The 23,833-nt window shown below is 58.1% G+C and carries 21 protein-coding genes, 1 tRNA gene and 1 pseudogene; 8 read left to right on the top strand and 15 right to left on the bottom strand.

The annotated features are described in order from the left end of the window. Nucleotides 1-54: 54 nt before the first annotated feature. From livH to WA411_RS17120, 7 genes are all read left to right on the top strand, one after another. Entirely contained in the window at nucleotides 55-978 is a 924-nt protein-coding gene (livH, locus tag WA411_RS17150; protein WP_069181899.1) for a high-affinity branched-chain amino acid ABC transporter permease LivH, read from the top strand. After that, nucleotides 978-2,249 (top strand): high-affinity branched-chain amino acid ABC transporter permease LivM, encoded by a 1,272-nt coding sequence (locus WA411_RS17145; RefSeq protein ID WP_209400106.1) that lies wholly within the window; start codon nucleotides 978-980, stop codon nucleotides 2,247-2,249. Before livH ends, WA411_RS17145 begins: the two co-directional genes overlap by 1 nt. Before the next feature lie 6 nt (nucleotides 2,250-2,255). Continuing rightward, entirely contained in the window at nucleotides 2,256-3,011 is a 756-nt protein-coding gene (livG, locus tag WA411_RS17140; protein ID WP_069181901.1) for a high-affinity branched-chain amino acid ABC transporter ATP-binding protein LivG, read from the top strand. 9 nt (nucleotides 3,012-3,020) lie between these two features. Continuing rightward, the gene (locus WA411_RS17135) at nucleotides 3,021-3,722 is read left to right on the top strand and encodes an ABC transporter ATP-binding protein (RefSeq protein WP_136631388.1); all 702 of its coding nucleotides are present in this window, start codon (nucleotides 3,021-3,023) and stop codon (nucleotides 3,720-3,722) included. Nucleotides 3,723-3,960: 238 nt separating this feature from the next. After that, the gene (locus tag WA411_RS17130; protein ID WP_069181903.1) at nucleotides 3,961-4,425 is read left to right on the top strand and encodes a DUF3015 domain-containing protein; all 465 of its coding nucleotides are present in this window, start codon (nucleotides 3,961-3,963) and stop codon (nucleotides 4,423-4,425) included. A gap of 88 nt (nucleotides 4,426-4,513) precedes the next feature. Next, entirely contained in the window at nucleotides 4,514-6,379 is a 1,866-nt protein-coding gene (locus WA411_RS17125; RefSeq protein ID WP_291908311.1) for an Lnb N-terminal periplasmic domain-containing protein, read from the top strand. Continuing rightward, on the top strand, nucleotides 6,349-7,227 hold the full coding sequence (locus WA411_RS17120) for an alpha/beta hydrolase (protein WP_291908309.1): 879 nt from the start codon (nucleotides 6,349-6,351) through the stop codon (nucleotides 7,225-7,227). The genes WA411_RS17125 and WA411_RS17120 overlap by 31 nt, the downstream gene beginning before the upstream one ends. Nucleotides 7,228-7,419: 192 nt before the next feature. Here WA411_RS17120 and pnp read toward each other — a convergent pair whose 3' ends face one another. From pnp to ftsH, 13 genes are all read right to left on the bottom strand, one after another. Further along, nucleotides 7,420-9,534, bottom strand: a complete 2,115-nt coding sequence (gene pnp, locus WA411_RS17115) for a polyribonucleotide nucleotidyltransferase (RefSeq protein WP_418766815.1) — start codon at nucleotides 9,532-9,534, stop codon at nucleotides 7,420-7,422. 358 nt (nucleotides 9,535-9,892) lie between these two features. After that, the gene (gene rpsO, locus WA411_RS17110) at nucleotides 9,893-10,162 is read right to left on the bottom strand and encodes a 30S ribosomal protein S15 (protein WP_008171539.1); all 270 of its coding nucleotides are present in this window, start codon (nucleotides 10,160-10,162) and stop codon (nucleotides 9,893-9,895) included. 78 nt (nucleotides 10,163-10,240) lie between these two features. Beyond that, nucleotides 10,241-11,182, bottom strand: coding sequence for a tRNA pseudouridine(55) synthase TruB (truB, locus tag WA411_RS17105; RefSeq protein WP_209400100.1), 942 nt, complete (start codon nucleotides 11,180-11,182; stop codon nucleotides 10,241-10,243). After that, complete coding sequence (rbfA, locus tag WA411_RS17100; protein WP_069181908.1) at nucleotides 11,179-11,604, bottom strand: 30S ribosome-binding factor RbfA; 426 nt, start codon at nucleotides 11,602-11,604, stop codon at nucleotides 11,179-11,181. Before rbfA ends, truB begins: the two co-directional genes overlap by 4 nt. A gap of 25 nt (nucleotides 11,605-11,629) precedes the next feature. Next, nucleotides 11,630-14,179 carry a translation initiation factor IF-2 gene (gene infB, locus WA411_RS17095; protein ID WP_291908303.1) on the bottom strand — a complete coding sequence of 850 codons (2,550 nt, stop codon included), beginning with the start codon at nucleotides 14,177-14,179 and terminating at the stop codon, nucleotides 11,630-11,632. A gap of 18 nt (nucleotides 14,180-14,197) precedes the next feature. After that, the gene (gene nusA, locus WA411_RS17090) at nucleotides 14,198-15,691 is read right to left on the bottom strand and encodes a transcription termination factor NusA (RefSeq protein ID WP_069181910.1); all 1,494 of its coding nucleotides are present in this window, start codon (nucleotides 15,689-15,691) and stop codon (nucleotides 14,198-14,200) included. Between the two features lie 55 nt (nucleotides 15,692-15,746). Then, nucleotides 15,747-16,208 (bottom strand): ribosome maturation factor RimP, encoded by a 462-nt coding sequence (rimP, locus tag WA411_RS17085; protein ID WP_064230003.1) that lies wholly within the window; start codon nucleotides 16,206-16,208, stop codon nucleotides 15,747-15,749. A 320-nt stretch (nucleotides 16,209-16,528) separates the two neighbouring features. After that, a tRNA-Leu gene (locus WA411_RS17080) sits at nucleotides 16,529-16,613 on the bottom strand. Nucleotides 16,614-16,620: 7 nt separating this feature from the next. Beyond that, nucleotides 16,621-17,001, bottom strand: coding sequence for a preprotein translocase subunit SecG (secG, locus tag WA411_RS17075; RefSeq protein ID WP_008171532.1), 381 nt, complete (start codon nucleotides 16,999-17,001; stop codon nucleotides 16,621-16,623). Between the two features lie 24 nt (nucleotides 17,002-17,025). Beyond that, complete coding sequence (gene tpiA / locus WA411_RS17070; protein ID WP_291908297.1) at nucleotides 17,026-17,784, bottom strand: triose-phosphate isomerase; 759 nt, start codon at nucleotides 17,782-17,784, stop codon at nucleotides 17,026-17,028. 75 nt (nucleotides 17,785-17,859) lie between these two features. After that, a complete protein-coding gene (glmM, locus tag WA411_RS17065; protein WP_291908295.1) occupies nucleotides 17,860-19,203 on the bottom strand; it encodes a phosphoglucosamine mutase in 1,344 nt (447 codons plus the stop codon). Then, a complete protein-coding gene (gene folP, locus WA411_RS17060) occupies nucleotides 19,203-20,033 on the bottom strand; it encodes a dihydropteroate synthase (protein ID WP_209400091.1) in 831 nt (276 codons plus the stop codon). The genes glmM and folP overlap by 1 nt, the downstream gene beginning before the upstream one ends. Before the next feature lie 92 nt (nucleotides 20,034-20,125). After that, nucleotides 20,126-22,069 carry an ATP-dependent zinc metalloprotease FtsH gene (ftsH, locus tag WA411_RS17055; protein WP_194839041.1) on the bottom strand — a complete coding sequence of 648 codons (1,944 nt, stop codon included), beginning with the start codon at nucleotides 22,067-22,069 and terminating at the stop codon, nucleotides 20,126-20,128. 389 nt (nucleotides 22,070-22,458) lie between these two features. Between ftsH and yhbY the strand changes: the two genes are divergently transcribed. Next, nucleotides 22,459-22,770 carry a ribosome assembly RNA-binding protein YhbY gene (gene yhbY, locus WA411_RS17050; RefSeq protein ID WP_069181917.1) on the top strand — a complete coding sequence of 104 codons (312 nt, stop codon included), beginning with the start codon at nucleotides 22,459-22,461 and terminating at the stop codon, nucleotides 22,768-22,770. 77 nt (nucleotides 22,771-22,847) lie between these two features. Here the strand turns inward: yhbY and greA are convergent, their stop codons facing one another. Together greA and carB are read right to left on the bottom strand one after the other, a co-directional pair. Next, nucleotides 22,848-23,327 (bottom strand): transcription elongation factor GreA, encoded by a 480-nt coding sequence (greA, locus tag WA411_RS17045; RefSeq protein WP_082905172.1) that lies wholly within the window; start codon nucleotides 23,325-23,327, stop codon nucleotides 22,848-22,850. A gap of 4 nt (nucleotides 23,328-23,331) precedes the next feature. Then, nucleotides 23,332-23,833, bottom strand: a pseudogene (carB, locus tag WA411_RS17040) (carbamoyl-phosphate synthase large subunit); the annotation flags it as partial.

Raw genomic sequence — 23,833 nt, 5'->3', positions numbered from 1 at the left:
TCCCGGGCATGGGGTGTGGTAGCGGAGGGAGCAGGCTTTCGGAGTCCCATAACAATGCAAGACCTCCTGTATTTCTTTCAACAGCTCATCAACGGGCTGACGATCGGGAGCACCTATGCCCTGATCGCCATCGGCTACACGATGGTTTACGGCATCATTGGCATGATCAACTTTGCCCATGGTGAAATCTATATGATCGGTGCCTACACGGCGCTAATTGCCATTACCGGTCTGGCTGCCCTGGGCATTGCCTGGCTACCACTGATTCTGATTGTTGCGCTGATTTGCGCCATGATCGTCTCCAGCTCCATGGGCTGGGCCGTGGAACGGGTGGCCTACCGGCCTGTGCGGGGGCGCCATCGCCTGATCCCGCTGATCTCCGCCATCGGCATGTCCATCTTTCTCCAGAACTACGTCCACCTGGCACAGGGTTCGCGGAACGTCGGTTTCCCGGCTCTGATCGACGGCGGTTTCAACTTCGGTTCCGGTGACGGCTTCCAGATGTCTCTGTCCTACATGCAGATCACGATTTTCATCACCACGCTGATCTGTATGACCGCCCTGTCTCTGTTCATATCCCGCTCACGGACGGGCCGAGCCTGCCGTGCGGTATCACAGGACCTGGGTATGGCCAACCTGCTTGGCATCGACACCAACCGGATCATTTCCGCAACCTTTGTAATTGGTGCGGCTCTGGCAGCGGTTGCGGGCCTGCTCCTGGGCATGTACTACGGTTCGGTTGACCCTCTGTTCGGCTTCATTGCCGGCTTGAAGGCCTTTACCGCGGCGGTACTTGGCGGCATTGGCAGCATTCCCGGCGCGATGCTGGGCGGATTGATACTGGGCGTGGCAGAGAGTATGACTTCCGGCTACCTCAGCGGTGAATACAAGGACGTTATCTCGTTCAGCCTGCTGATCCTGATTCTGCTGTTCAAACCCACCGGCCTGCTCGGCAAACCGGAGGTTGAGAAGATCTGATGGCTGCTAATAACTTCAGACACGCGCTGTTTTGCGCGATCATTACACTGATCATTTCCTACCCGATCATCGGCTTTAACCTTGAGGCCCAGGGCATCAACGTAACCCTGACCGGAGCCGATGCCAGCACCGTTGTCATGGTGTTGCTCGCTGCCGTGATCGTATTCCTGTTCCAGCTGTTCCGGGAACAGATCATGGGTGGCCTGAAAAGCCTCCCGCATCCCCTTCCCCAGGCCAGCAAGGAGCCCATGGCAGAGAACCGCCGGGCCAAAATTGAATCCTGGGTGCTGACAGGCATCGTGGTTCTTGCCCTGTTCTGGCCGTTCTTCGTATCACGGGGTGCGGTGGATCTGGCCACGCTCGTGCTGATCTACATCATGCTGGCCCTTGGCCTGAACGTGGTGGTTGGCCTGGCCGGGCTGTTGGATCTGGGCTATGTGGCGTTCTATGCCGTGGGCGCGTATACCTTTGCGCTGCTTTCACAGTACGTCGGAATTTCCTTCTGGCTGGCGCTGCCCATCGGTGCCCTGCTTGCCGCCCTGTTCGGTCTTGTGCTTGGTTTCCCGGTGCTGCGGCTACGGGGCGACTATCTGGCGATCGTGACTCTAGGGTTCGGTGAGATCATCAGGATCCTGCTGAATAACTGGACAACGCTTACCGGTGGCCCCAACGGCATTGGCGGCATTCCCGATCCGACCCTGTTCGGCATGGAGTTTGGTCGCCGGGTGAAGGAGGAAGGCAATACCTCGTTCCACGAAACCTTTGGCATCGCCTACAGCGGTGAGCACAAGGTGATCTTCCTGTACCTGATCGCCCTGGTACTGGCAGTGTTCACAGCTCTGGTCATCCGTCGCTTCATGCGCATGCCCGTTGGTCGTGCCTGGGAGGCACTGCGGGAAGATGAAATCGCTGCCCGCTCCCTGGGCCTCAGCCGCACCGCGGTCAAACTGTCGGCCTTTACCATAGGCGCCTTCTTCGCCGGTTTCGCCGGTACCGTGTTTGCCTCCAAGCAGGGCTTTATCAGCCCCGAATCGTTTGTCTTCCTGGAATCGGCCATCATCCTTGCCATCGTTGTACTCGGCGGCATGGGCTCCCAGATTGGTGTGGTGCTGGCGGCAATCGCTGTCACCATCCTGCCGGAACTGGCCCGTGAGTTCTCCGAGTACCGGATGCTGATCTTCGGTGCCGCCATGGTGCTGATGATGGTCTGGCGTCCACAGGGCCTGATGCCCATGCGCCGCATTCACATTGAACTGAAAAAGCAGGAGTGACAGACGATGCTTGAAGTACAGAATCTGTCCATGCGCTTCGGCGGCCTGCTGGCGGTAGACGAAGTGTCTCTGGACGTCCAGGAACACGAGATTGTGTCCATCATCGGCCCCAACGGGGCCGGAAAAACCACCGTTTTCAACTGCATGAGCGGCTTTTACAAGCCGACTGGCGGCAAGATCCTGTTCGAGGGGAAGGAGGTACAGGGCAAGCCTGACTACAAGATCTCCCGACTTGGGATGGTGCGCACCTTCCAGCATGTTCGGCTGTTTAGCCAGATGACGGTGGTGGAAAACCTGCTGGTGGCGCAACACCGCCACCTCAACACCAACCTGATTTCCGGTTTGATCAAAACCCCCAGTTATCGGGCAAAAGAGCAGAAATCCCTGGATCGGGCCGCCTACTGGCTGGATCGGGTAGGCCTGCTGGACCTGGCCAACCGGGAAGCCGGCAACCTGGCCTATGGCCAGCAACGGCGCCTGGAGATTGCCCGCTGCATGGTAACCGAGCCCAAGCTGTTGATGCTCGACGAGCCGGCAGCCGGTCTCAACCCGGCGGAAACCAAGGAACTCAATCAGTTGATCGTCAGCCTGAAAGAGGACTACAACGTTTCCGTGGTGCTGATTGAGCACGACATGAGCCTGGTAATGGATATTTCCGATCGCATCAACGTCATCAACCAGGGGCGCCCCCTGGCCAGTGGCACTCCGGAAGAAATCCGCCAGAACGACGACGTGATCAAAGCCTATCTGGGCGAGGCCTGAGGTAAACACATGCTAGTACTAGAAGATGTCCATACCCATTACGGCAAGATCGAGGCCTTGCACGGCGTGTCTGTCGAGGTCAAAAAGGGTGAGATCGTCTCGCTGATCGGCGCCAACGGCGCGGGCAAGACTACCCTGCTGATGACCGTTTGCGGGAACCCCCAGGCCAGCTCCGGTCGCATTTTCCTGGAGGGCCGTGAGATCACCCGCGAACCCACCGCCCAGATCATGCGCTCCGGCATTGCCATCGTTCCCGAAGGACGGCGGATATTCTCAGGCCTCACCGTTGAGGAAAACCTCCATATGGGCGGTTTTTTCAACACCAAGGCGGAAATCCGCAAGAGTATCGATCACGTCTATGAGCTCTTTCCGCGTCTTCAGGAGCGGGAACATCAGCGTGCCGGCACCATGTCCGGCGGTGAGCAGCAAATGCTCGCCATCGGGCGGGCCCTGATGAGCAAGCCGCGCATGATCATCCTGGACGAGCCCTCCCTGGGCCTGGCACCGCTGGTGATCAAGCAGATTTTCGAGATCATCGGCCAGCTTCGCGAGGAAGGCATCACCGTCTTCCTGGTCGAGCAGAATGCCCACCAGGCGCTGAACCTGGCTGACCGGGGCTACGTGTTGGAAACCGGTAAGATTCGCCTGCACGACACAGGCAAGAATCTGCTGGAAAACCCGGATGTCCAGAACGCCTATCTGGGCGGTTGATTCAAACTGTCCAAAAGCTGCCTGGAACCGGTGCGTGGCGACATGCACCGGTTTTTTTGGGCCAAATCAAATACTCACCAATCTTTAAACTTGCGTTGGCTGGATATCAACTATACTCAGACCAACGGTCAACCTGTCTCCACAAGACCAGTCAGGGCCGTTTTCGCAATGCTGCTCCACGCTTGGGGCAGCATTGTGTATTGCGACGACAGCTTTAAACCACAGAAAGGAGTGGATAATGAAAAAACTGATCGCAGGTGCAATTCTTCTTGGTGCTTCCTCCATGGCCTTTGCTCAACCGGGTTGTGGTGTAGGCGCCATGATCTGGAAAGGACAGTCCGGTATTGCCCCCCACGTACTGGCTGCAACCACCAACGGAACCTTTGGTAACCAGACCTTCGGTATGACCACAGGCACCCTTGGCTGCCAGACCAACCAGTCTGTTCAATCCATGGCCATGTACATGGACAGCAACATCGACAAGGTTGCCCGTGACATGTCCCGCGGTTCCGGTGAAAACCTCGATACCCTTGCGGTATTGCTGGGCGTGGACGAAGCTGACCGTGACACCTTCCGCAAGGTGCTGCAGGACAACTTTGCCACCATCTTCCCGAGCTCTGACACCACCTCCGGCGAAGCGGTCGATGCCATCGTCGCGCTGCTGGAGAAAAACGAGTCACTCAGTAAATACGTAGCAGCCTGATCCAGGCTCGCTGAAGGGACGCGCTCTTGCGCCAGGGACGGCGCATCGCTCCACTCTCTACCGTTCAACCCCGGATGCAGCACATTCCATGGGCAACATGCTTCGCATTGGGCCAGTCCTGATCTGGCTCGCAGTCAGCCTGCCAACCCAGGCCGATACTCCTGCAGATACATCCGAGCTCCATCTTGACCCTGCCTGGCTCACACTGATCCATTACCAGCCCGACACCTTCGGCGATGGCTACACCAGCCAGGCAGACGACCCGGCCTTTTTTCTCAGCGAAGACGGCAAGCACTCGCCAAAGTCAGAGCTGCAGGCCACTCTGGAGGCAATACAGAAACCCGGCGAGGGTGATGACCACGCACGCTGCCAGTTTCCGGCAAGAACCACCTGGCTGCAGCAAGAGCTGAATCTGGCGCTGCCCGAAATCAGCTGCCCCGGATATCAGGAATGGTCGGAGACACTCAACACTGAAACAGTGACCCTGGTGTTCGCCGCCTCCTACCTGAACAGTCCGTCTTCCATGTTCGGTCACACATTCCTGCGCCTGGACCCGCCCCAGGACGACGAGGAAACCAATCTGCTGCTGGCCAACACGATTTCCTACGCGGCGGATGCTGCCGCTCACGACAGTGAACTGCTGTTTGCCTACAAGGGTATTTTTGGCGGCTATCCCGGAATAACCACCGTCCAGCCCTACTACGAAAAAATAAGGCTGTACTCGGACATCGAGCATCGGGACCTGTGGGAGTACAAACTGAACCTCACACAGGAAGAAGTGAACCTGATGATCGCCCACGCCTGGGAAATCCGGGATCGTAACTTTGACTACTATTTCTTCGACGAGAACTGTGCCTACCGCCTGCTCGCACTGATAGACATCGCGCGCCCCGGCACAGACCTTCTGGGCGAAGTAAGCACTCACGCCATTCCCTCGGACACCGTCCGCTGGGTAGTGGATAAGGACCTGGTCAGCGATGTGTATTACCGGCCGTCAGCCGCCACCTCCGTGGCATACAGCCTCTCCACCCTGCCCGACGACCACCAAACCCTCGCGGCGGCCGTTGCCAACGGCTATGTAGACGCCGATGCCAACGAGGTGAGCTCGCTGCCAGCCGAACAGCGAGCCCATGTACTGGATGCCACCTACGATTATGTTCGCTATAAAAGCGAGGCCGACGGCTGGCCCCGGGAAATCGCGGCGCCTCTCTCCCATGACCTCTTGAGAGAACGCAGCCAAATCAATGACGTTGCCCCACCAGAGGAACCGCCCGAGCCGGTTGTGAGGGACGATCAGGGCCACGACACCTTCCGCATGAGCCTCGGGGCAGGCCAACTGGCACACAGGGAGTTCACTCAACTGACCCTGCGTCCGGCATACCACGACGTTCTCGATCCTCCAGCCGGCTATCGCACCGGCGCCCAGCTCCAGTTCCTGCGGCTCGACGCACGCCTGTATACCGACAACAACGAGCTGCAACTGGAACAGCTCACCGGCGTGGAAATCCGCTCGTTGAGCCCGCGGAACGCGTTTTTCTCGCCACTGTCATGGCAGGTCGGGTTTGGTGGCCGCCGCACTGACACTGGCAACGACCGGGTTCTTACCCCCTATCTCGAAGGCGGCGCAGGGGGCAGCTGGAGCCTTGGGCATCAGACCCAGGCGTTTGCCATCGCTACCGCCGACCTGGAAATCGACGACGACCTGCGCCGCGGCTACGATGCTGCCCCGGGCGCTGACATCGGCCTGCTCCATCAGAACAACCAGTTCAGCCTGCTAGCCGGTGCCAAAACCAAGGCCTGGATCGTCAGCAGCCAGCACCGCCAGGACCAGCTCTACGCCAAAGCCAACTGGCACATCGGCCGCGAGTTCAGTCTGTTTGCCGAGTTCACCCGGGAAGACCACTACGACAGGTATCAAAGCCTATGGCAAGCCGGAATCCACGCGTATTTCTGAACGCCACCACGGTCCGGTTTAGCGGGCTTTTGGTAACCCTGATGCTGCTATCCGGTTGCAGCAGTGTCTTTTTCTACCCGGACCGGGTGACTTACATCACCCCGGACCGACTGAACCTTGAGTACGAAGACGTCTACCTCGACACCGCCGACGGCGAAACCCTCCACGGTTGGTGGCTGCCCGCAGAAGCCCCTGAGAACAACGCCAGGGGCACGGTCTACTTCCTCCACGGCAATGCCCAGAATATCAGCAGCCACATCCTGAACGTGGCCTGGCTGCCCGAGAGAGGCTACAACGTCTTCACCATCGACTACCGGGGCTACGGCCAATCCACCGGTGACCCGGACATCGAAGGTGCCTTGCATGATGTGGAAACCGGCCTGCGCTGGCTGGCCGAAAAGCCAGACGTGACCGACCGCCCCCTATACATCCTCGGCCAAAGCCTTGGCGGTGGTCTCGGAATCGCCCTGGCCAGTGAATGGACCCAGAGGGACGAACAGCCAAGACTGGAAGGCGTCATTCTGGACGGTACATTTTCAGGGTTCCGAAAAATCGCCCGGGAAAAACTCGGCGAATTCTGGCTCACCTGGCCATTGCAGATACCGCTAAGCTGGACGATTCCTGATAATTACGAGGGCGTGGACCATATTCCCAGAATCAGCCCAGTGCCGGTCATGGTAATCCACAGCGTTCGGGACGGAATTATTCCGTTCCATCATGGCGAAGCACTGTATGAAGCTGCGGAGCAGCCCAAGGAGTTTTTGCAGACGGATACGCCTCACGGGGCGACGTTTGTTATTCCCGGGTACCGGAGAGACGTACTTCGCTTCATGAATTCTGGGCGATAGAGTATGGGCGGCTGTTGGGTTTCCCTTTTCAAAAGTGTTGAGGGCCAGGGACGGCCCGAAACAAGCGCACATGGATGTGCTCGTAGCGTCTTTTGAAAAGGGAAACCCAACAGCCGCTTGCAACCAAGCCAAGCACAATAAAAAACCCGCCAATCCAGAGGAAAGGCGGGTTTTTATTAAGCCCGAAAACGATCAGGCAGAGAAATCGGTCGGCTGATCGCCTTCCTTGATTTCCTTCATGGACAGCTTAACGCGACCACGGTTGTCCACATCCAGGACCTTCACCAGAACTTCCTGACCTTCGCTCAGCTCGTCAGTCACGTTCTCGATGCGGCGATCAGAGATCTGGGAGATGTGCACCAGACCATCCTTGCCAGGCAGGATGTTAACAAAGGCACCGAAGTCCACAATGCGCTCAACGCGGCCCTTATAGATAGCACCCACTTCGATCTCCGCCGTGATTTCCTTGACCCGGTTCACCGCCGCCTGGGCAGCTTCCTGGTTGTCGGCGTAGATCTTCACGTTGCCGTCATCATCCAGATCGATGGAAGCGCCGGTCTCGTCACAGATCGCACGGATAGTAGAGCCACCCTTACCGATAACGTCGCGGATCTTCTCCGGGTTGATCTTGATGGTGGTGATGCTCGGAGCGCGGGCAGACAGCTCGGCACGCGGGGTAGCGATAACCTTGTTCATCTCGCCAAGGATGTGCAGACGCGCAGCGTGAGCCTGCTCAAGCGCGATTTCCATGATCTCGTCGGTGATGCCGTTGATCTTGATATCCATCTGCAGGGCAGTGACGCCCTCCTGGGTACCGGCAACCTTGAAGTCCATGTCACCCAGGTGATCCTCGTCACCCAGGATGTCGGTCAGAACCGCAAACTTGTCGCCTTCCTTGACCAGACCCATGGCGATACCGGCAACCGGTGCCTTGATAGGTACGCCCGCATCCATCAGCGCCAGGCTGGAACCACAGACCGAGGCCATGGAGCTGGAACCGTTGGACTCGGTGATCTCGGAAACCGCACGGATGGCGTACGGGAATTCTTCCAGAGTCGGCATGACCGCCAGAACACCACGCTTGGCCAGACGACCGTGACCCACTTCGCGACGGCCCGGCGAACCGACACGTCCAGCCTCACCTACGGAATAAGGAGGGAAGTTGTAGTGGAACAGGAACGGATCCTTGCGCTCACCTTCCAGGGCATCGATGATTTGCACATCGCGGGAAGTACCCAGCGTGGTGGTCACGATGGCCTGGGTCTCGCCACGTGTAAACAGGGCAGAACCGTGAACGCTGGGCAGAACGCCCACTTCGATTTCGATCGGACGCACGGTCTTGTTGTCACGACCGTCGATCCGGGGCTTGCCATCGATAACCTGCTGGCGAACCACGCTCTTCTCGATCTTTCCGAAGTACTTTTTGACTTCGTCTTCGGAAGGCTGGCCTTCCTCTTCGCCGGCCAGTTTTTCAACGGCAGCGGCTTTCACCTCGCCAAGACGCTCGTAGCGGGCCATCTTGTCACGGATACCGTAGGCTTCCTCAATGGCACCGGCGAACTCGGCCTTGATGGTATTCAGCAGTTCGGTGTTTTCCGGCTCCGGCTGCCAGTCCCAACGGGGCTTGCCAATCTCGGCGGCGAATTCCTTGATAGCAGCAACGGCTGTCTGCATTTCCTGGTGGCCGTAGAGCACACCGCCCAGCATCTGGTCTTCGGTCAGGCCCTTGGCTTCGGACTCAACCATCAGCACCGCGTCTTCCGTACCGGCTACGACCATGTCCAGCAGGGAGGTTTCCAGCTCTTCAAAGGTCGGGTTCAGGAAGTAACCGCGCTCGTTGGTGTAACCCACGCGGGATGCGCCGATGGGACCATCGAACGGAATACCTGAAATGGCCAGGGCCGCAGACGCAGCCAGCATCGCGGCAATATCCGGATCCTGGTTCTTGCTGGAGGACATGACCGTGGTGATGACCTGGACTTCGTTCATGAAGCCGTTCGGGAACAGCGGACGAATCGGACGGTCGATCAGGCGGGAAGTCAGGGTTTCCTTCTCGGAAGGACGACCTTCGCGCTTGAAGAAACCACCCGGGATTTTGCCCACGGCGTAGGTCTTCTCGAAGTAGTTTACGGTCAGCGGGAAGAACGGCTGGCCTGGCTTGGCTTCTTTCGCGCCGACAACGGTACCGAGCACGGAAATGTCATCCACGGTTACCAATACAGAACCGGTTGCCTGACGAGCAATACGGCCGGTTTCCAGAGTGACGGTCTTGCCGCCCAGCTCAAATGATTTCTTGAAAGGTTTCAGATCCACAAAAAACTCCTGGTCTATCTGGTCCAGATTGATTCGTTCCGGGCGCCCCTGCGCTCGAAACCATAGTCCTGCAGATGATGTGCTGTGGTCTGAAGAGCAACCCGTCTGAAAGCTAACAGGCTGTTGCAAAACCCCGGTCTGGGAGGCGGCAGTTCCAGAGGCCGCCGGGCCCGGGCTTTTCAACAACCTGCTATCAATTTCGGCTTTCCATTACGACAGGGAATCCTTCGAACACACAGACAATCCAACTGCAGCGGGAGAAAAACACAACCAGCAGACCCCACAAAGGGCCTGCTGGTCGACGGCTGCCACCGAACAAGTCGGCGCAGCCCTCAGGTCGTAGAGACCCGGATTAGCGACGCAGACCCAGACGCTGGATGAGCTCCAGGTAACGGTCGGCGTTCTTGCGCTTGAGATAGTCCAGCAGCTTACGACGCTGGTTAACCATCCGGATCAGGCCACGGCGGGAATGGTGATCCTGCTTGTTGGCCTTGAAGTGATCCTGCAGCTTGTTGATGTTGGCGCTCAGCAGAGCTACCTGAACCTCAGGGGAACCGGTATCGCCATCACCTTGCTGAAAATCCTTAACGATCTGTGCTTTCTCGTTGGCAGAAAGTGCCATAACTCACCTCATTGTTTGCGATGCTTTCGAATACGGCCGAACCGCGCATCTCTACAGCCCGGCTAAACAGCGATGCGCCTAACGCTTCCCGCTGTTCTTCACCAGTCGGCGCGGGACCAGATTGGTCTGCTCGCCTTCCGGGAATGCTTCTGCCAGCCCCACAAAGCTTTCGTTTGCGCTCTCGTTTGCATAGAGACGCACGAAGCCTTCGTAAGCCTGACCCGGTATTCTAACCGGTTGTCCGTTCAAGATCGATACCAGCGCCTGCCCCGCCAGACGGTGCTCGGGGAACATCGACAGAGCGGCATCCGGTGCCACCAGGAGACCATCGAGGCTCTCACCCCGTTCGCGCATCGCCTCGAGATCACTGACGGCATGGGCATTGGCCAGGGTAAACCCTGACGCCATGGTGCGGCGCAATGCAGTCACATGGGCACCGCAACCGAGAGCTTCACCGATATCCTCAACCAGTGAGCGAATGTACGTACCCTTGGTGCAGCTGACCGCGATATCCAGTTCGTTCTCACGAATGTCCAGCAGCGTCAGTTCGTAGATGGTCACCGGCCTTGCCGGACGCTCAACCTCAATACCCTCGCGGGCATATTCGTAGAGTGGACGCCCCTTGTGCTTGAGCGCCGAATACATGGAGGGAACTTGCTGGATATCACCCCGGAAGCCATCCAGTACCGGCTCCAGCAAGTCAGCGGTCAGACCGTCTGGCACAGGCTTTTCAGCAACGACCGCGCCCTCGCTGTCACCGGTTTCGGTTCGGATTCCGAGCCGGGCGGTAGCAATGTAGGCCTTGTCGCTGTCGAGCATCATCTGGGAGAACTTGGTGGCCTCACCGAAGCATAGCGGCAGAACGCCGGTCGCCAGGGGGTCAAGTGCGCCGGTATGGCCGGCCTTGGCCGCCCCGAACAGACGCTTGACCTGCTGCAGAATGCCGTTGGAGGTCACACCCTGCGGCTTGTCGATAACCAGAATACCGTTGACGTCACGGCCTTTGCGTCTGCGGCTCAAGCGTTACGCTCCGGATCATCCTGGTCGTCCTCTTCATTCCGTTGCACGGCCGGCTTGTCGCCGACGGCTTCGCGAATGAGGCTGTCCATCTTGCGGCTGTAACCCTGCAGCGTGTCGAAGTGGAACCGCAGCTGGGGTACAACCCTCAGCTTCATTGCGCGGCCTACCTGGCCCCGCAAAAAGCCCGAGGCCTTGTTCAGCACCGCAATCGATTCCTTGACCTCCGGCGACTCCTCCGTCAGTTCCTCGGTGGAAAGCAGGGACACATATATATCAGCGTAGCCAAGGTCACGACTGACCTTGACCGCGTTTACCGTGACCATGCCCACCCGCGGGTCTTTGACCTCCCGCTGGATGAGCTGGGCCAGTTCCCGTTGCATCTGATCGCCGATGCGATCAATACGACTGAACTCTCTTGGCATCAGGTTTCCTTCAAAATCGGGCGCATCAGGCGCCGGTGGACTCAAGCTTGCGCTCGACCCGGACGCGATCGAAGACCTCGATCTGGTCGCCGACTTTCACGTCGTAACCCTTAACGCCAATACCGCATTCCATGCCGTTACGGACTTCAGGCACGTCGTCCTTGAAGCGGCGCAGGGATTCCAGCTCGCCTTCAAAGATAACCACGTTGTCCCGAAGAACCCGGATCGGCTTGTTACGGTAAACGGTACCTTCAGTAACCATACAACCGGCCACCTGACCGAACTTCGGCGAACGGAACACGTCACGGACATCGGCAATACCAACGATGTCTTCGCGGAACTCCGGAGCCAGCATACCGGTCAGAGCTGCTTTCACATCATCAATCAGGTTGTAGATGATGCTGTAGTAGCGCAGATCCAGACCTTCCTGCTCAACCAGGCGCTTGGAAGCACTGTCGGCACGCACGTTGAAGCCGAAGATAACCGCGTTGGTTGCCATGGCCAGGCTGACGTCGGTCTCGGCAATGCCACCCACACCGGACGATACGATCTTCACCTGGACCTCGTCGTTACCGAGATCCTGCAGGGCCTTGGTGATGGCTTCCAGAGAACCACGAACGTCGGTCTTGAGCACCACATTGAGGGTTTTGACCTCGTCTTTGCCCATGTTCTCGAACAGGTTCTCGAGTTTGGCCGCCTGCTGACGCTGCAGACGCTGCTCCCGCTCGCGGCTCTGGCGGAATTCAGCCAGCTCTTTGGCCTTCTTCTCGTCGGCAACGGCGAAGAACTCGTCACCGGCATCCGGTGTACCGTTCAAACCAAGGATCTCGACCGGAATCGACGGGCCTGCTTCCTTGACCTGCTTGCCAGCTTCATCGGTCATCGCCCGGACCTTACCGAAGTAGGAGCCGGCCACCACCATGTCGCCCTGACGCAGGGTACCGTTCTGAACCAGTACGGTTGCCACGGAACCACGTCCACGCTCGAGACTGGATTCAACAACCACACCCTTGGCAGGCGCATCAGTAGCTGCCTCAAGTTCCAGTACTTCCGCCTGGAGCAACAGTGCTTCAAGCAGGTCTTCGATACCCTCACCGGTGTGCGCGGAAACTGGCACGAACTGGACATCACCGCCCCAGTCTTCCGGAATCACTTCCATACCGGCCAGTTCGGTCTTGACGCGATCGGGATCGGCTTCTTCCTTGTCCATCTTGTTGATGGCGACGACGATCGGAACGCCGGCAGAGCGCGCGTGATCAACCGCTTCCTTGGTCTGGGGCATGACACCATCATCGGCAGCAACCACCAGAACCACGATGTCAGTACACTGCGCACCGCGGGCACGCATGGCAGTAAAGGCCGCGTGGCCCGGGGTATCCAGGAAGGACACCATGCCGTGATCGGTTTCCACGTGATAGGCACCGATGTGCTGGGTAATGCCACCAGACTCCCCGGAGGCCACCTTGGTACGGCGGATGTAGTCCAGCAGGGAGGTCTTACCGTGGTCAACGTGACCCATTACGCTCACAACCGGAGCGCGCTTGGTTTTTTCGCCACCTTCGAAGGAGAACTCGCTCAGAACCTCTTCCTCGAACGCGTCTTCACTGACGGTCTTGGCTTTATGGCCCAGCTCCTCGGTCACCAGAACCGCAGTTTCCTGGTCCAATGCCTGGTTGATGGTAGCCATGACGCCCATGCCCATCAGGGTCTTGATGACATCCGCCGACTTGACCGCCATACGCTGGGCAAGGTCACCGACAGAAATCGTTTCTGGAATCTCTACTTCTCTGACCATTGGTTTGGTCGGCCTCTCGAAGCCATGACGCTTCTCTTTGGGTTTCTTTTTCGCACGCAGCGGCTTACGCAGCGTGGTCTCTTCCTCGTCCTCGGAGATAACCAGCGGCTCTTCCACCGGGCGGCTGCGAGGACCACGATGGCCAGCCTGTTTCTTCTTAGGCTTGCCCTCTTCAATCTCGTCGCCGCGCTCGCGAACTTTCTCTTTCTTTTTCTTCGGCTTGCGATCCTTGCCTTCGCCCTCGGGCGGCGGCATCGGCATGTCTTCCGGAGCGGGAACCGGCTCGGGCTCAGGCTCGGGCTCTTTCTTCGGCTCTGGTTTTTCTGCCTGTTCCGGCTGCTCGGATGTTGCTGCCTCGGCCGGCTTCTCTACCTCAGCCTGCGGCGCCTGCTCAGCTGCTACCTTTGGCGCCTCTTCAACCGGTGGTTGCTCCGGCTGCTGCTCTGCTACCGGCTCTTCCGGTTTCGGTGCTTCAGCCTCAGGCTGCAATTCAGCCCGTTTGATGTAGGTACGGCGCTTGCGAACCTCAACATTGACGGTCTTTGCCTTGCCGGCCTTGAGCGTGGTGGTGGTCTTACGCTTCAGGGTAATCTTGCGCGGTTCGGCGTCTGCCTCACCGTGAGTTTTTCTCAAATAGGCCAGCAACTGCTGCTTCTCATCGCTGGAGACAGAATCATTCTCGGAGCGGGCTTTCAGGCCAGCCTCCACAATCTGCTTCAGCAAACGATCCACGGGAGCGCCTACATCTTCGGCCAGTTGTTTTACCGTTACTTCAGCCATACTGGTCCTCCTCCCGAATTAGGCCTGGTCTTCAAACCAGGGGGCACGTGCAGTCATGATAAGCTGACCAGCACGCTCTTCATCCATACCTTCAATCTCGAGCAAGTCGTCTACCGACTGCTCTGCCAGATCTTCCATGGTGCGCACACCCATACCGGCCAGTTTAAAGGCCAGGCTACGGTCCATGCCGTCCATTCCAAGAAGATCTTCGGCCGGCTCGGCACCCTCGAGCGCTTCCTCGCTTGCCAGGGCCTGGTTAAGCAGGACGTCCTTGGCACGACGGCGCAGCTCGGTGACGGTCTCTTCGTCAAAGCCTTCGATCGCCAGCATCTCTTCCATTGGCACATAGGCCACCTCTTCAATGGAGGTAAACCCTTCCTCGATCAGCACACCGGCAAATTCTTCATCAACGTCCAGATTGCCAGTGAAATGCTCGACAAGCCGGCTGTATTCCTGCTCCTGACGCTCACCGGCTTCTTCCTCGGTCATCACGTTCAGGGTCCAGCCTGTCAGGTCCGTGGCCAGGCGAACGTTCTGTCCGTTCCGGCCGATTGCCTGTGCCAGGTTGTCCTCCGCCACAGCCACTTCCATGGTGTGCCGGTCTTCATCCATAACGATGGACGCAACTTCTGCCGGCGCCATGGCATTGATTACCAGTTGGGCCGGGTTGTCGTCCCACAGCACGATATCAACACGCTCACCGCCCAGCTCATTGGACACTGCCTGAACCCGGGAGCCTCGCATACCAACGCAGGCACCAACGGGATCGATACGCCGATCGTTGGTCTTCACCGCAATTTTGGCCCGGGAACCGGGGTCACGGGCAGCACCACGGATCTCGATCAGCTCTTCAGCAATCTCCGGCACTTCGATGCGGAACAGCTCGATCAGCATCTGCGGAGAGGTGCGGCTCAGAATCAACTGGGGGCCGCGATGATCGGTGCGAATTTCCAGCAGCAGGGAGCGCACACGGTCGCCCATGCGGAACGTCTCGCGCGGGATCAGGTATTCACGGGGCAACAGCGCCTCTGCGTTGGCACCCAGATCAACAATGACATTGTCCCGGGTCACCTTCTTTACAGTACCCGAGACCAGCTCACCAACGCGGTCGCGGTAGCTGTCCACGATCTTGGTGCGCTCTGCCTCACGAACCTTCTGGAAGATAATCTGCTTGGCGGCCTGGGCTCCGATGCGGCCAAAGGCTTCAGACTCGATCTTCTCCTCGTGGATATCACCAGGCTTCAGGGCCGGGTCGATCTCTTCGGCTTCCTGCAGGGTAAGCTCAGTGCCAAGCGCAGGAACGGCATCGTTATCGACCACGAGCCAACGGCGGAAGGTCTCGTATTCGCCGGTTTTCCGGTCGATTGATACGCGAATATCCGCCTCTTCGTCTTCAAAGCGCTTTTTGGCAGCGGTGGCCAGTGCCAGCTCGATCGCCTCAAAAATTACATCCTTCTCGACACCTTTCTCGTTCGAGACGGATTCAACCACCAGCAAGATCTCTTTACTCATTGGATTGCCCTGCCCTTAAAATCAACTGTGCGTCCACGGACTTCATTCAGATCGTTCATTCAAATACCGGCACGATGTGGGCTTTTTCAATGCTGTCGAATGGCAGCAGATACTCGTGATCATCAACGACCACAACCACATCATCACCTTCCACGCCTTTGATCAGCCCCTGAAACTTCCGGCGACCTTCAAATGCCATCCGGAGACGAATCTGAACCTGGTGACCAACAAAGGCCTCGTATTGCTCTAGACGAAACAGCGGGCGATCCATCCCCGGGGATGAGACCTCCAGTGTGTATTCGGTCTGGATGGGATCTTCCACATCCATCACACCGCTGATCTGACGACTGACTTTTTCGCAGTCGTCGATGCCGATGCCGTTCTCGGCATCGTCAATAAACACCCGTAACAGGGAATGATGGCCCTGCGAGCGGAATTCAATGCCCCAGAACTCATACCCCAGACCTTCCACGACGGGCTGAAGAATGTCTTCCAGTTGCTTAAGCTTGGCTGACAAGTTGTGCCTTCTCCGTTATCAATTTACCGGCCCCAAAAACAAAAAAAGGGCTGTTTTATCAGCCCTTTTTATGCACCAGGGCCCGTTGCGCCAGGCCCCTTAATCAAAAAGCCCCGAACAATGGGGCCTTTTGTTGCAAGAACTCGCAGGAAACAAACCGGTGTACCGTTTCCTGCTGACAGACACCTGGCCTGCCAGAAACCCGCCAGCACCACGCGGCAGGTCCCAATATCCGCCGGAGTATAGAGACGCCGGACAGACTGGTCAAGGACTGACCAAAAAAAACGGCCTGGAAACTCCAAGCCGTTTTTCTTCTAATATGGTGCCCGGGGCCGGACTCGAACCGGCACGGCTTTCGCCACTACCCCCTCAAGATAGCGTGTCTACCAGTTTCACCACCCGGGCAACATTCTTACTCGAGCTCAGGGAGATCAGACTCCCCACCCTCGGCTTCGCTGGCTGCGGCTTCGCCGTTATCGGCAGCGGTGTCAGCCGGGGCGGCACTGCTGGATTCCTGAACAACAGGAATACCCGCTTCCCCTGCCACTTCGGCACGCTGCTTGGCAAAAATCGCCAGCGAGAAACTTGTTACAAAAAATACCACTGCGAGCAGGGTCGTAAAGCGGGTCAGAAAGCTGCCGCTGCCCTGGCTACCAAAAACCGTCTGGGAAGCACCACCACCAAAGGCAGCACCAGCGTCGGCGCCCTTGCCCTGCTGGATCAGCACCAGACCCACCAGCGCCACCGCGATAACCACGTGCACAACGACTACCAGTGTTTCTACCCAATCCATAACGACTCTCGCGAACCTTTAAATTCAGGTACCCGCCGGAACACTCCGGCAAATACTCACAAAATCTTCTGCTACAAGCGACGCTCCACCGATTAAACCGCCGTCAATATCCGGCTCGGCAAAAAGAGCGGCTGCATTATCCGCTTTTACGCTGCCCCCGTAAAGCAGGGATATCTCATTCGCCGGCGCGCCCATCTCTGAAAGCACCTGCCGGAGCGACGCATGCATTGCCTGGGCATCTTGCGCCGTCGCGGTTTTGCCTGTGCCAATTGCCCAGACCGGCTCGTAAGCAACAATCACGCGTTGCCACTGATCCTTTGCAACGCCTACCAGCCCGGCCTTCACCTGGGAAGCGACCACAGACTCCGCTTTTCCCGCCTCGCGCTCTTCCAGAGTCTCACCGACACAGAGCACTGCATGAAGCCCCGCGGAGATGACGCGACCAACCTTTTCCGCAACCACATCGTCGGACTCACCAAAGAGCTGACGACGCTCGGAGTGCCCGATCAGGGCATACTGACAACCCTGATCCACCGCCATTTCCGCAGAAATCTCGCCGGTGTAGGCACCGGAACTCCACTGCCCCACGTTCTGAACGCCAACCGACAGGCTACCACCTGCGTTCGCGACTACGTCTCCGACATAAATTGCGGGAGGAATAATAACAACCTCGACGCCATTATCAAGAGAGGCCGTCTGGGATTGCACATCGCTTACCAGCGTCTGCGCCAGGGCTTTCGACCCGTTCATTTTCCAGTTTCCGGCTACGATCTTTCGACGCATAACAGTTCCCGAACGTGAGGGAGGGCGAACTATACAGCACTCCCTCCCGGCAGACAACCGCCTGAAAACACAAAATTAAGCGGTGGATTTCTCCACGACTTTCGCCAGCTCCTCGACCACTCGCACAATTTCGTTGGCATCCTGGCCTTCCGCCATCACCCTGATCAGCGGTTCGGTTCCAGAGGCCCTGAGCAGAATTCGGCCGGAGCCGCCCAACTCTGTTTCGAATTTACGAACCGCAGCTACGATATCGTCACGACTGAACGGATCGAAACGCTGTTCTACCCGGACATTGATCATTGTCTGAGGCAGCTTGCTCATACCCTGGCGCAGCTCGGAAAGCGTTTTCCCGGACTTCCAGACAGAGAGCAGAACCTGCAGCGCCGAAACAATACCGTCGCCGGTGCTGGTGCAGTCGCGGATAACCATGTGGCCAGAGCCCTCGCCACCCAAAACCCAGTTGTTCGCCAGCAGGCGCTCCATCACGTAACGATCGCCAACTTTCGCGCGCTCGAATTCGATTCCGATTTCATTCAGCGCAAGCTCAACGCCCAGGTTGGTCATCAGCGTACCCACGACGCCGCCTTTAAGGCGATCTTCCGCAAACCGCTGGGAGGCAATGACGTAGAGCAGCTCATCGCCGTCCACTTCAGAGCCGTCACGGTCCACCATCAAAACCCGGTCGCCATCACCATCGAACGCAATGCCCAGGTCAGCGCGTTTTTCGACCACTGCGGCCTTGAGTGCGTCCAGATGCGTGGAGCCGACGTTCAGATTGATGTTAAGGCCATCCGGATCAGCGCCAATCACCGACACTTTGGCGCCAAGCTCACGAAACACCTTGGGCGCCACGTGGTAAGTCGCCCCATGGGCACAATCCAGCACGATGTTCATCCCGTCGAGGGTAAATTCGTTGGGCACGGTGCTCTTGCAGAATTCCACATACCGGCCGGGGGCATCGTCCACCCGGGAGGCCTTGCCCAGCTCGGTTGGCCCGCAGACTTCAATGGGCTTATCCAGCCAGCGCTCAATCTCTGCCTCCAGGGCGTCATCAAGCTTGGTACCGGCCGCCGAGAAGAACTTTATACCGTTATCATGATGGGGGTTGTGGGAGGCACTGATCACAATACCCGCCGAGGCACGGAAAGTGCGGGTCAGGTAGGCAATAGCGGGCGTCGGCATCGGGCCGAGAAGCTTTACATCGACGCCTGCAGCCGCAAGGCCGGCTTCCAGGGCGGACTCGAACATGTAACCGGAAAGCCGGGTATCCTTGCCGATCAGCACGCTGTTGCGCTGACCATCCCGCTTGAAGGCCTGGCCGGCGGCCCAACCCAGTTTGAGCATGAATTCCGGCGTTATCGGAAACTCACCCACGCGTCCGCGAATACCGTCCGTACCAAAGTACTTTCTCTCGGACATCAACCTGCCTCCTTCACTGCCGCCACCACACGGACGGCGTCTACTGTTTCCCTTACATCGTGCACGCGAATAATGCTCGCACCCTTCATGGCCGCTATTGTCGCGGCCGCAACGCTTGCAGGCAACCTTTCATTCACGTCCCGGCCGGTGATATGCCCCAGCATGGACTTCCTGGAAACGCCAACCAGTAACGGATGCCCAAGGATATGCATCTGCTCAAGACAGGCCAGCAGCTGCAGATTGTGCTCAAGGCTCTTTCCGAAACCGAAGCCGGGATCGAGAAGGATATTTTCGGGGCGAATACCGGCAAGCTCTGCAACACGCATACGCTCCGTGAGAAAGGCACTCACCTCGCGCCGCACGTTACGGTATTCCGGGCGATCCTGCATGGTATCCGGCTCTCCCTGGATATGCATGATGCAAACAGGGATACCCGCCTGCGCTGCAACTTCCGGAGCACCGTCACGCTGAAGGGCGCGAACATCATTAATAAGCCCGGCGCCGAGCTTTGCCGTCTCGGCCATGACTTCCGGTGCACTGGTGTCTACCGAAATCACTGCATCCAGCTCCCGGGCAGCGGCTTCCACCACCGGGCATACCCGATCCAGCTCCTCCTGGACGGAGACCGGCGTCGCTCCCGGCCTCGTGGATTCGCCGCCGATATCGATGAAAGTGGCGCCATCGGCAACCATCTGCCTTGCTCTGGCGAGGGCCGCATCAGGCCGGTTGAATTGCCCGCCATCGGAAAACGAATCCGGTGTTACATTCAAGATGCCCATCACATGGCAGCGGGACATATCCAGTTCCCGGCCGGCAAAATTCATTTTCATGGCAAACCTTTTTTCAATGACAAAAACAAACGCCGCCCGGAATCCGGGCGGCGCAGGGAATTACACTATTTCTAACCGGAAGCCACTGACTGTCAGTGCTCTCCAGCCGGTCGACCAACACCGGGATGACGGCCGTCATCCGAGGACTTCGGCTCCGGCGCCGCTTCAGGCTCATCGGCCTTCACGCCTCCAGTGGGGCCACTACCATCCCAACCTTTGGGCGGACGCGGTTCGCGACCTTCCATGATGTCGTCGATCTGGTAACGGTCGATAGTCTCGTATTTCATCAAGGCTTCGGCCATCAGATCGAGCTTTTCCCGGTTGTCGATCAGGATCTGCTTGGCTTTCTCGTAGCAGCTGTCGATGATATTCCGGACTTCCTCATCAATGCGCTGGGCCGTCTCCGGCGAATACACCGTCTGGGACTGGCCCGCAGAGCGGCCGAGGAAAGGCTCTTCACTGTCGGTGTCGTACTGCAAAGGCCCAAGCTTTTCGGACAGACCCCAGCGAGTCACCATGTTCCGCGCCAGGCTGGTCGCCCGCTCAATGTCGTTGGACGCGCCGGTGGTAACGCCGTCAAAGCCGAGTGTCAGCTCTTCCGCGATACGACCACCGAACAAGCTGCAGATGGAGCTGATCAGGAAGCGCTTGCTGTGGCTGTACTTGTCCTCTTCGGGGAGGAACATGGTGACACCCAGAGCACGACCGCGAGGGATAATACTCACCTTATAGACCGGATCGTGTTCCGGCATCAACCGGCCGACAATCGCGTGCCCGGACTCGTGATACGCCGTGTTGCGCTTTTCCTTCTCGCTCATCACCATGGACTTGCGCTCGGCGCCCATCATGATTTTGTCTTTGGCGAGTTCGAATTCTTCCATGGACACCAGACGCTGGTTGCGACGGGCCGCAAACAGAGCTGCCTCGTTCACCAGGTTGGCGAGATCCGCACCGGAAAATCCTGGCGTGCCACGAGCAATCAGAACCGGCTCCACGCCATCCGCCAGGGGCACCTTCTTCATGTGCACCTTCAGAATCTGCTCACGGCCAATAATATCCGGCAAACCGACCACCACCTGGCGGTCAAAACGACCCGGACGCAACAGCGCAGGGTCAAGAACATCCGGACGGTTGGTTGCAGCAATGACGATAACGCCTTCGTTACCCTCAAAACCGTCCATCTCAACCAGCAACTGGTTCAGGGTCTGCTCACGCTCGTCGTGACCACCGCCCATGCCGGCACCACGATGGCGGCCGACAGCGTCGATCTCGTCAATAAAGATAATGCAGGGGCTCTGCTTCTTGGCCTGCTCGAACATGTCGCGAACCCGGGACGCACCCACACCCACGAACATCTCGACAAAGTCAGAACCCGAGATAGAGAAGAACGGCACCTTGGCCTCGCCGGCAATGGCCTTGGCAAGCAGGGTCTTACCTGTACCAGGCTGACCGACCATCAGAACGCCCTTCGGAATACTGCCACCGAGCCGCTGGAACTTGCTCGGATCCCGCAGGAAATCCACCAGCTCTTTCACGTCTTCCTTGGCCTCATCAACACCGGCCACGTCCGCGAAGGTGGTCTTGATCTGGTCTTCGCTCATCAGGCGCGCCTTGCTCTTGCCGAACGACATGGGGCCTTTGCCGCCACCGCCGCCCTGCATCTGGCGCATGAAGAACACAAACAGTGCGATGATGATCAGTATCGGGAACGCCGCCACCAGCAGCTGAGTCCACAGGCTCTGGCGCTCAGGCTCCTTACCAATGACCTCGACGTTGTTTGCGAGCAGATCGTCCATCAGCTTGTTGTCAGACACCTGAGGACGGATTGTCTGGAACTGGGAGCCGTCACCACGGGTACCCTGAACCTGCAACCCATCGATTGTGACCTGACGGACCTGGCCTTGCTGGACCATCTCCACAAACTGGGAATAGTTGACTTGTTGGCCGGTGGTGGTGGGAGAGAAATTCTGAAACACCATCAGCAGCACGGCGGCTATGATTAGCCAGAGAACCAGATTTTTTGCCATATCGTTCAAGGATCATCACCTGTGAATTGAAGGGAACGCCTTTCGCAAAGCACCCTTTTCCGACACCTTACACCAATTGTACGCCCGTCCACCAGAAACGGCCCATCCGTATCGGCCACAAACCACGCACAACTCTCTTCGATGAAAAGTACCCTTTAACCCTCATATTGGGTGCCATATCTGAAATTACAACAGTAACCCCGGATATGGCTCAGTTCGTTCGAGCATTTTGACCCGTCGCCCCCGGGTTGGTTCCTTCAGCCTGCAGCAACCACGTTGGTACGTGTTAACGGCCATTTTTACAGCGAGGCGATCTGGTACAATTCGCCAATTATACGTTTGAGTCAGCACTTTCGCCGCTGACCTTTTGTTAATTGCACCGATAAAGAGATTACATCATGAGTCTTTCACCGGAACAGCGCCGGGAATACCGGGCCATTGCCCACAACCTCAAGCCCGTCATCATCGTAGGCGACAAAGGCCTGTCCGAAGGACTCCAGGAAGAACTGGAGCGCGCACTGAACGATCACGAGCTGATCAAGATCAAGGTGGCCAGCCAGGACCGTGAAGCGAGGCAGGAAGCGATTACGGCCCTGTGCGAGTCCTCCGGAGCCGAGTTGGTCCAGACCATCGGAAAGATCGCCGTCATTTTGCGTCGGGCCAAGCAGCCCAACCCCAAGCTTTCCAACCTGTTGCGCCACAAGCACTGACCTGACGCCAGGGGAAGCAGGAACAAAAAAGCCGGCTGGGGAAACCCGAGCCGGCTTTTTGTTACCTGCAGATCGGATCAGACGTATTCGACCTGCTCGATCTCGTATTCCACGGTACCGGAAGGCACGCGAATGGCAACCACATCGCCTTCGCTCTTGCCCACCAGCGCCCGGGCAATGGGAGAAGAGATCGACAGCTTACCCGCCTTGATATCCGCCTCATCCTCACCAACGATCTTGTAGGTTACCTGCTCGTCGGTGTCCATGTTCAGCAGATGCACCGTGGTACCGAAGATCACCTTGCCGGTGTTCTCCATGGTGGTCACGTCGATAACCTGAGCAGCTGAGAGCTTGCCTTCGATTTCCTGAATCCGGCCTTCAATAAAGCTCTGTTGCTCTCGGGCAGCGTGGTATTCGGCGTTCTCTTTCAGGTCGCCGTGTTCACGGGCATCGGCAATCGCCGCAATAACCCGCGGACGGTCCTCGGACTTCAGCTTCTGAAGCTCCTCGCGGAGGCGGGTTTCGCCCGCCTTTGTCATCGGTACTCTGTCAGCCATAGTCTCACTTTCCTGCGTGAAGATCCTGGAGGCGGCGTACAGTGCGCTCCGGGCCAAACTTGATGGCCCGGCAGAAGGCTTCGCCGCCCGCCAGTGTTGTTGTGTAGGTCACCTTGGTCTGCAAGGCCGACTGGCGGATCTGCGCTGAGTCGGAAATAGCCTTACGACCTTCAGTGGTATTGATGATCAGCTGAACCTGACCGTTCTTGATGGCATCCACAATATGCGGACGCCCCTCACGGACCTTGTTCACCCGATCCACCTCGATTCCGGCCTCTTTCAGGGCCTTGGCGGTGCCGGTGGTGGCAATCAGCTTGAATCCGGCTTCCACCAGGTCCCGCGCCACCTTGGCGGCGCCCGGCTTGTCCACATCCCGTACGGACATGAAGGCGGTGCCTTTGGCAGGCAGACGCTCGCCCACCGCCAGGGCAGCCTTGGCAAAGGCCTCATCAAAGCTGTCACCCAGGCCCATGACCTCACCGGTCGACTTCATTTCCGGCCCCAGG

The organism is Marinobacter sp. CH_CUG1437-1 (assembly GCF_037029655.1).
Taxonomy (GTDB): domain Bacteria; phylum Pseudomonadota; class Gammaproteobacteria; order Pseudomonadales; family Oleiphilaceae; genus Marinobacter; species Marinobacter salsuginis.
This window is presented reverse-complemented; position numbering and strand designations above follow the sequence as displayed.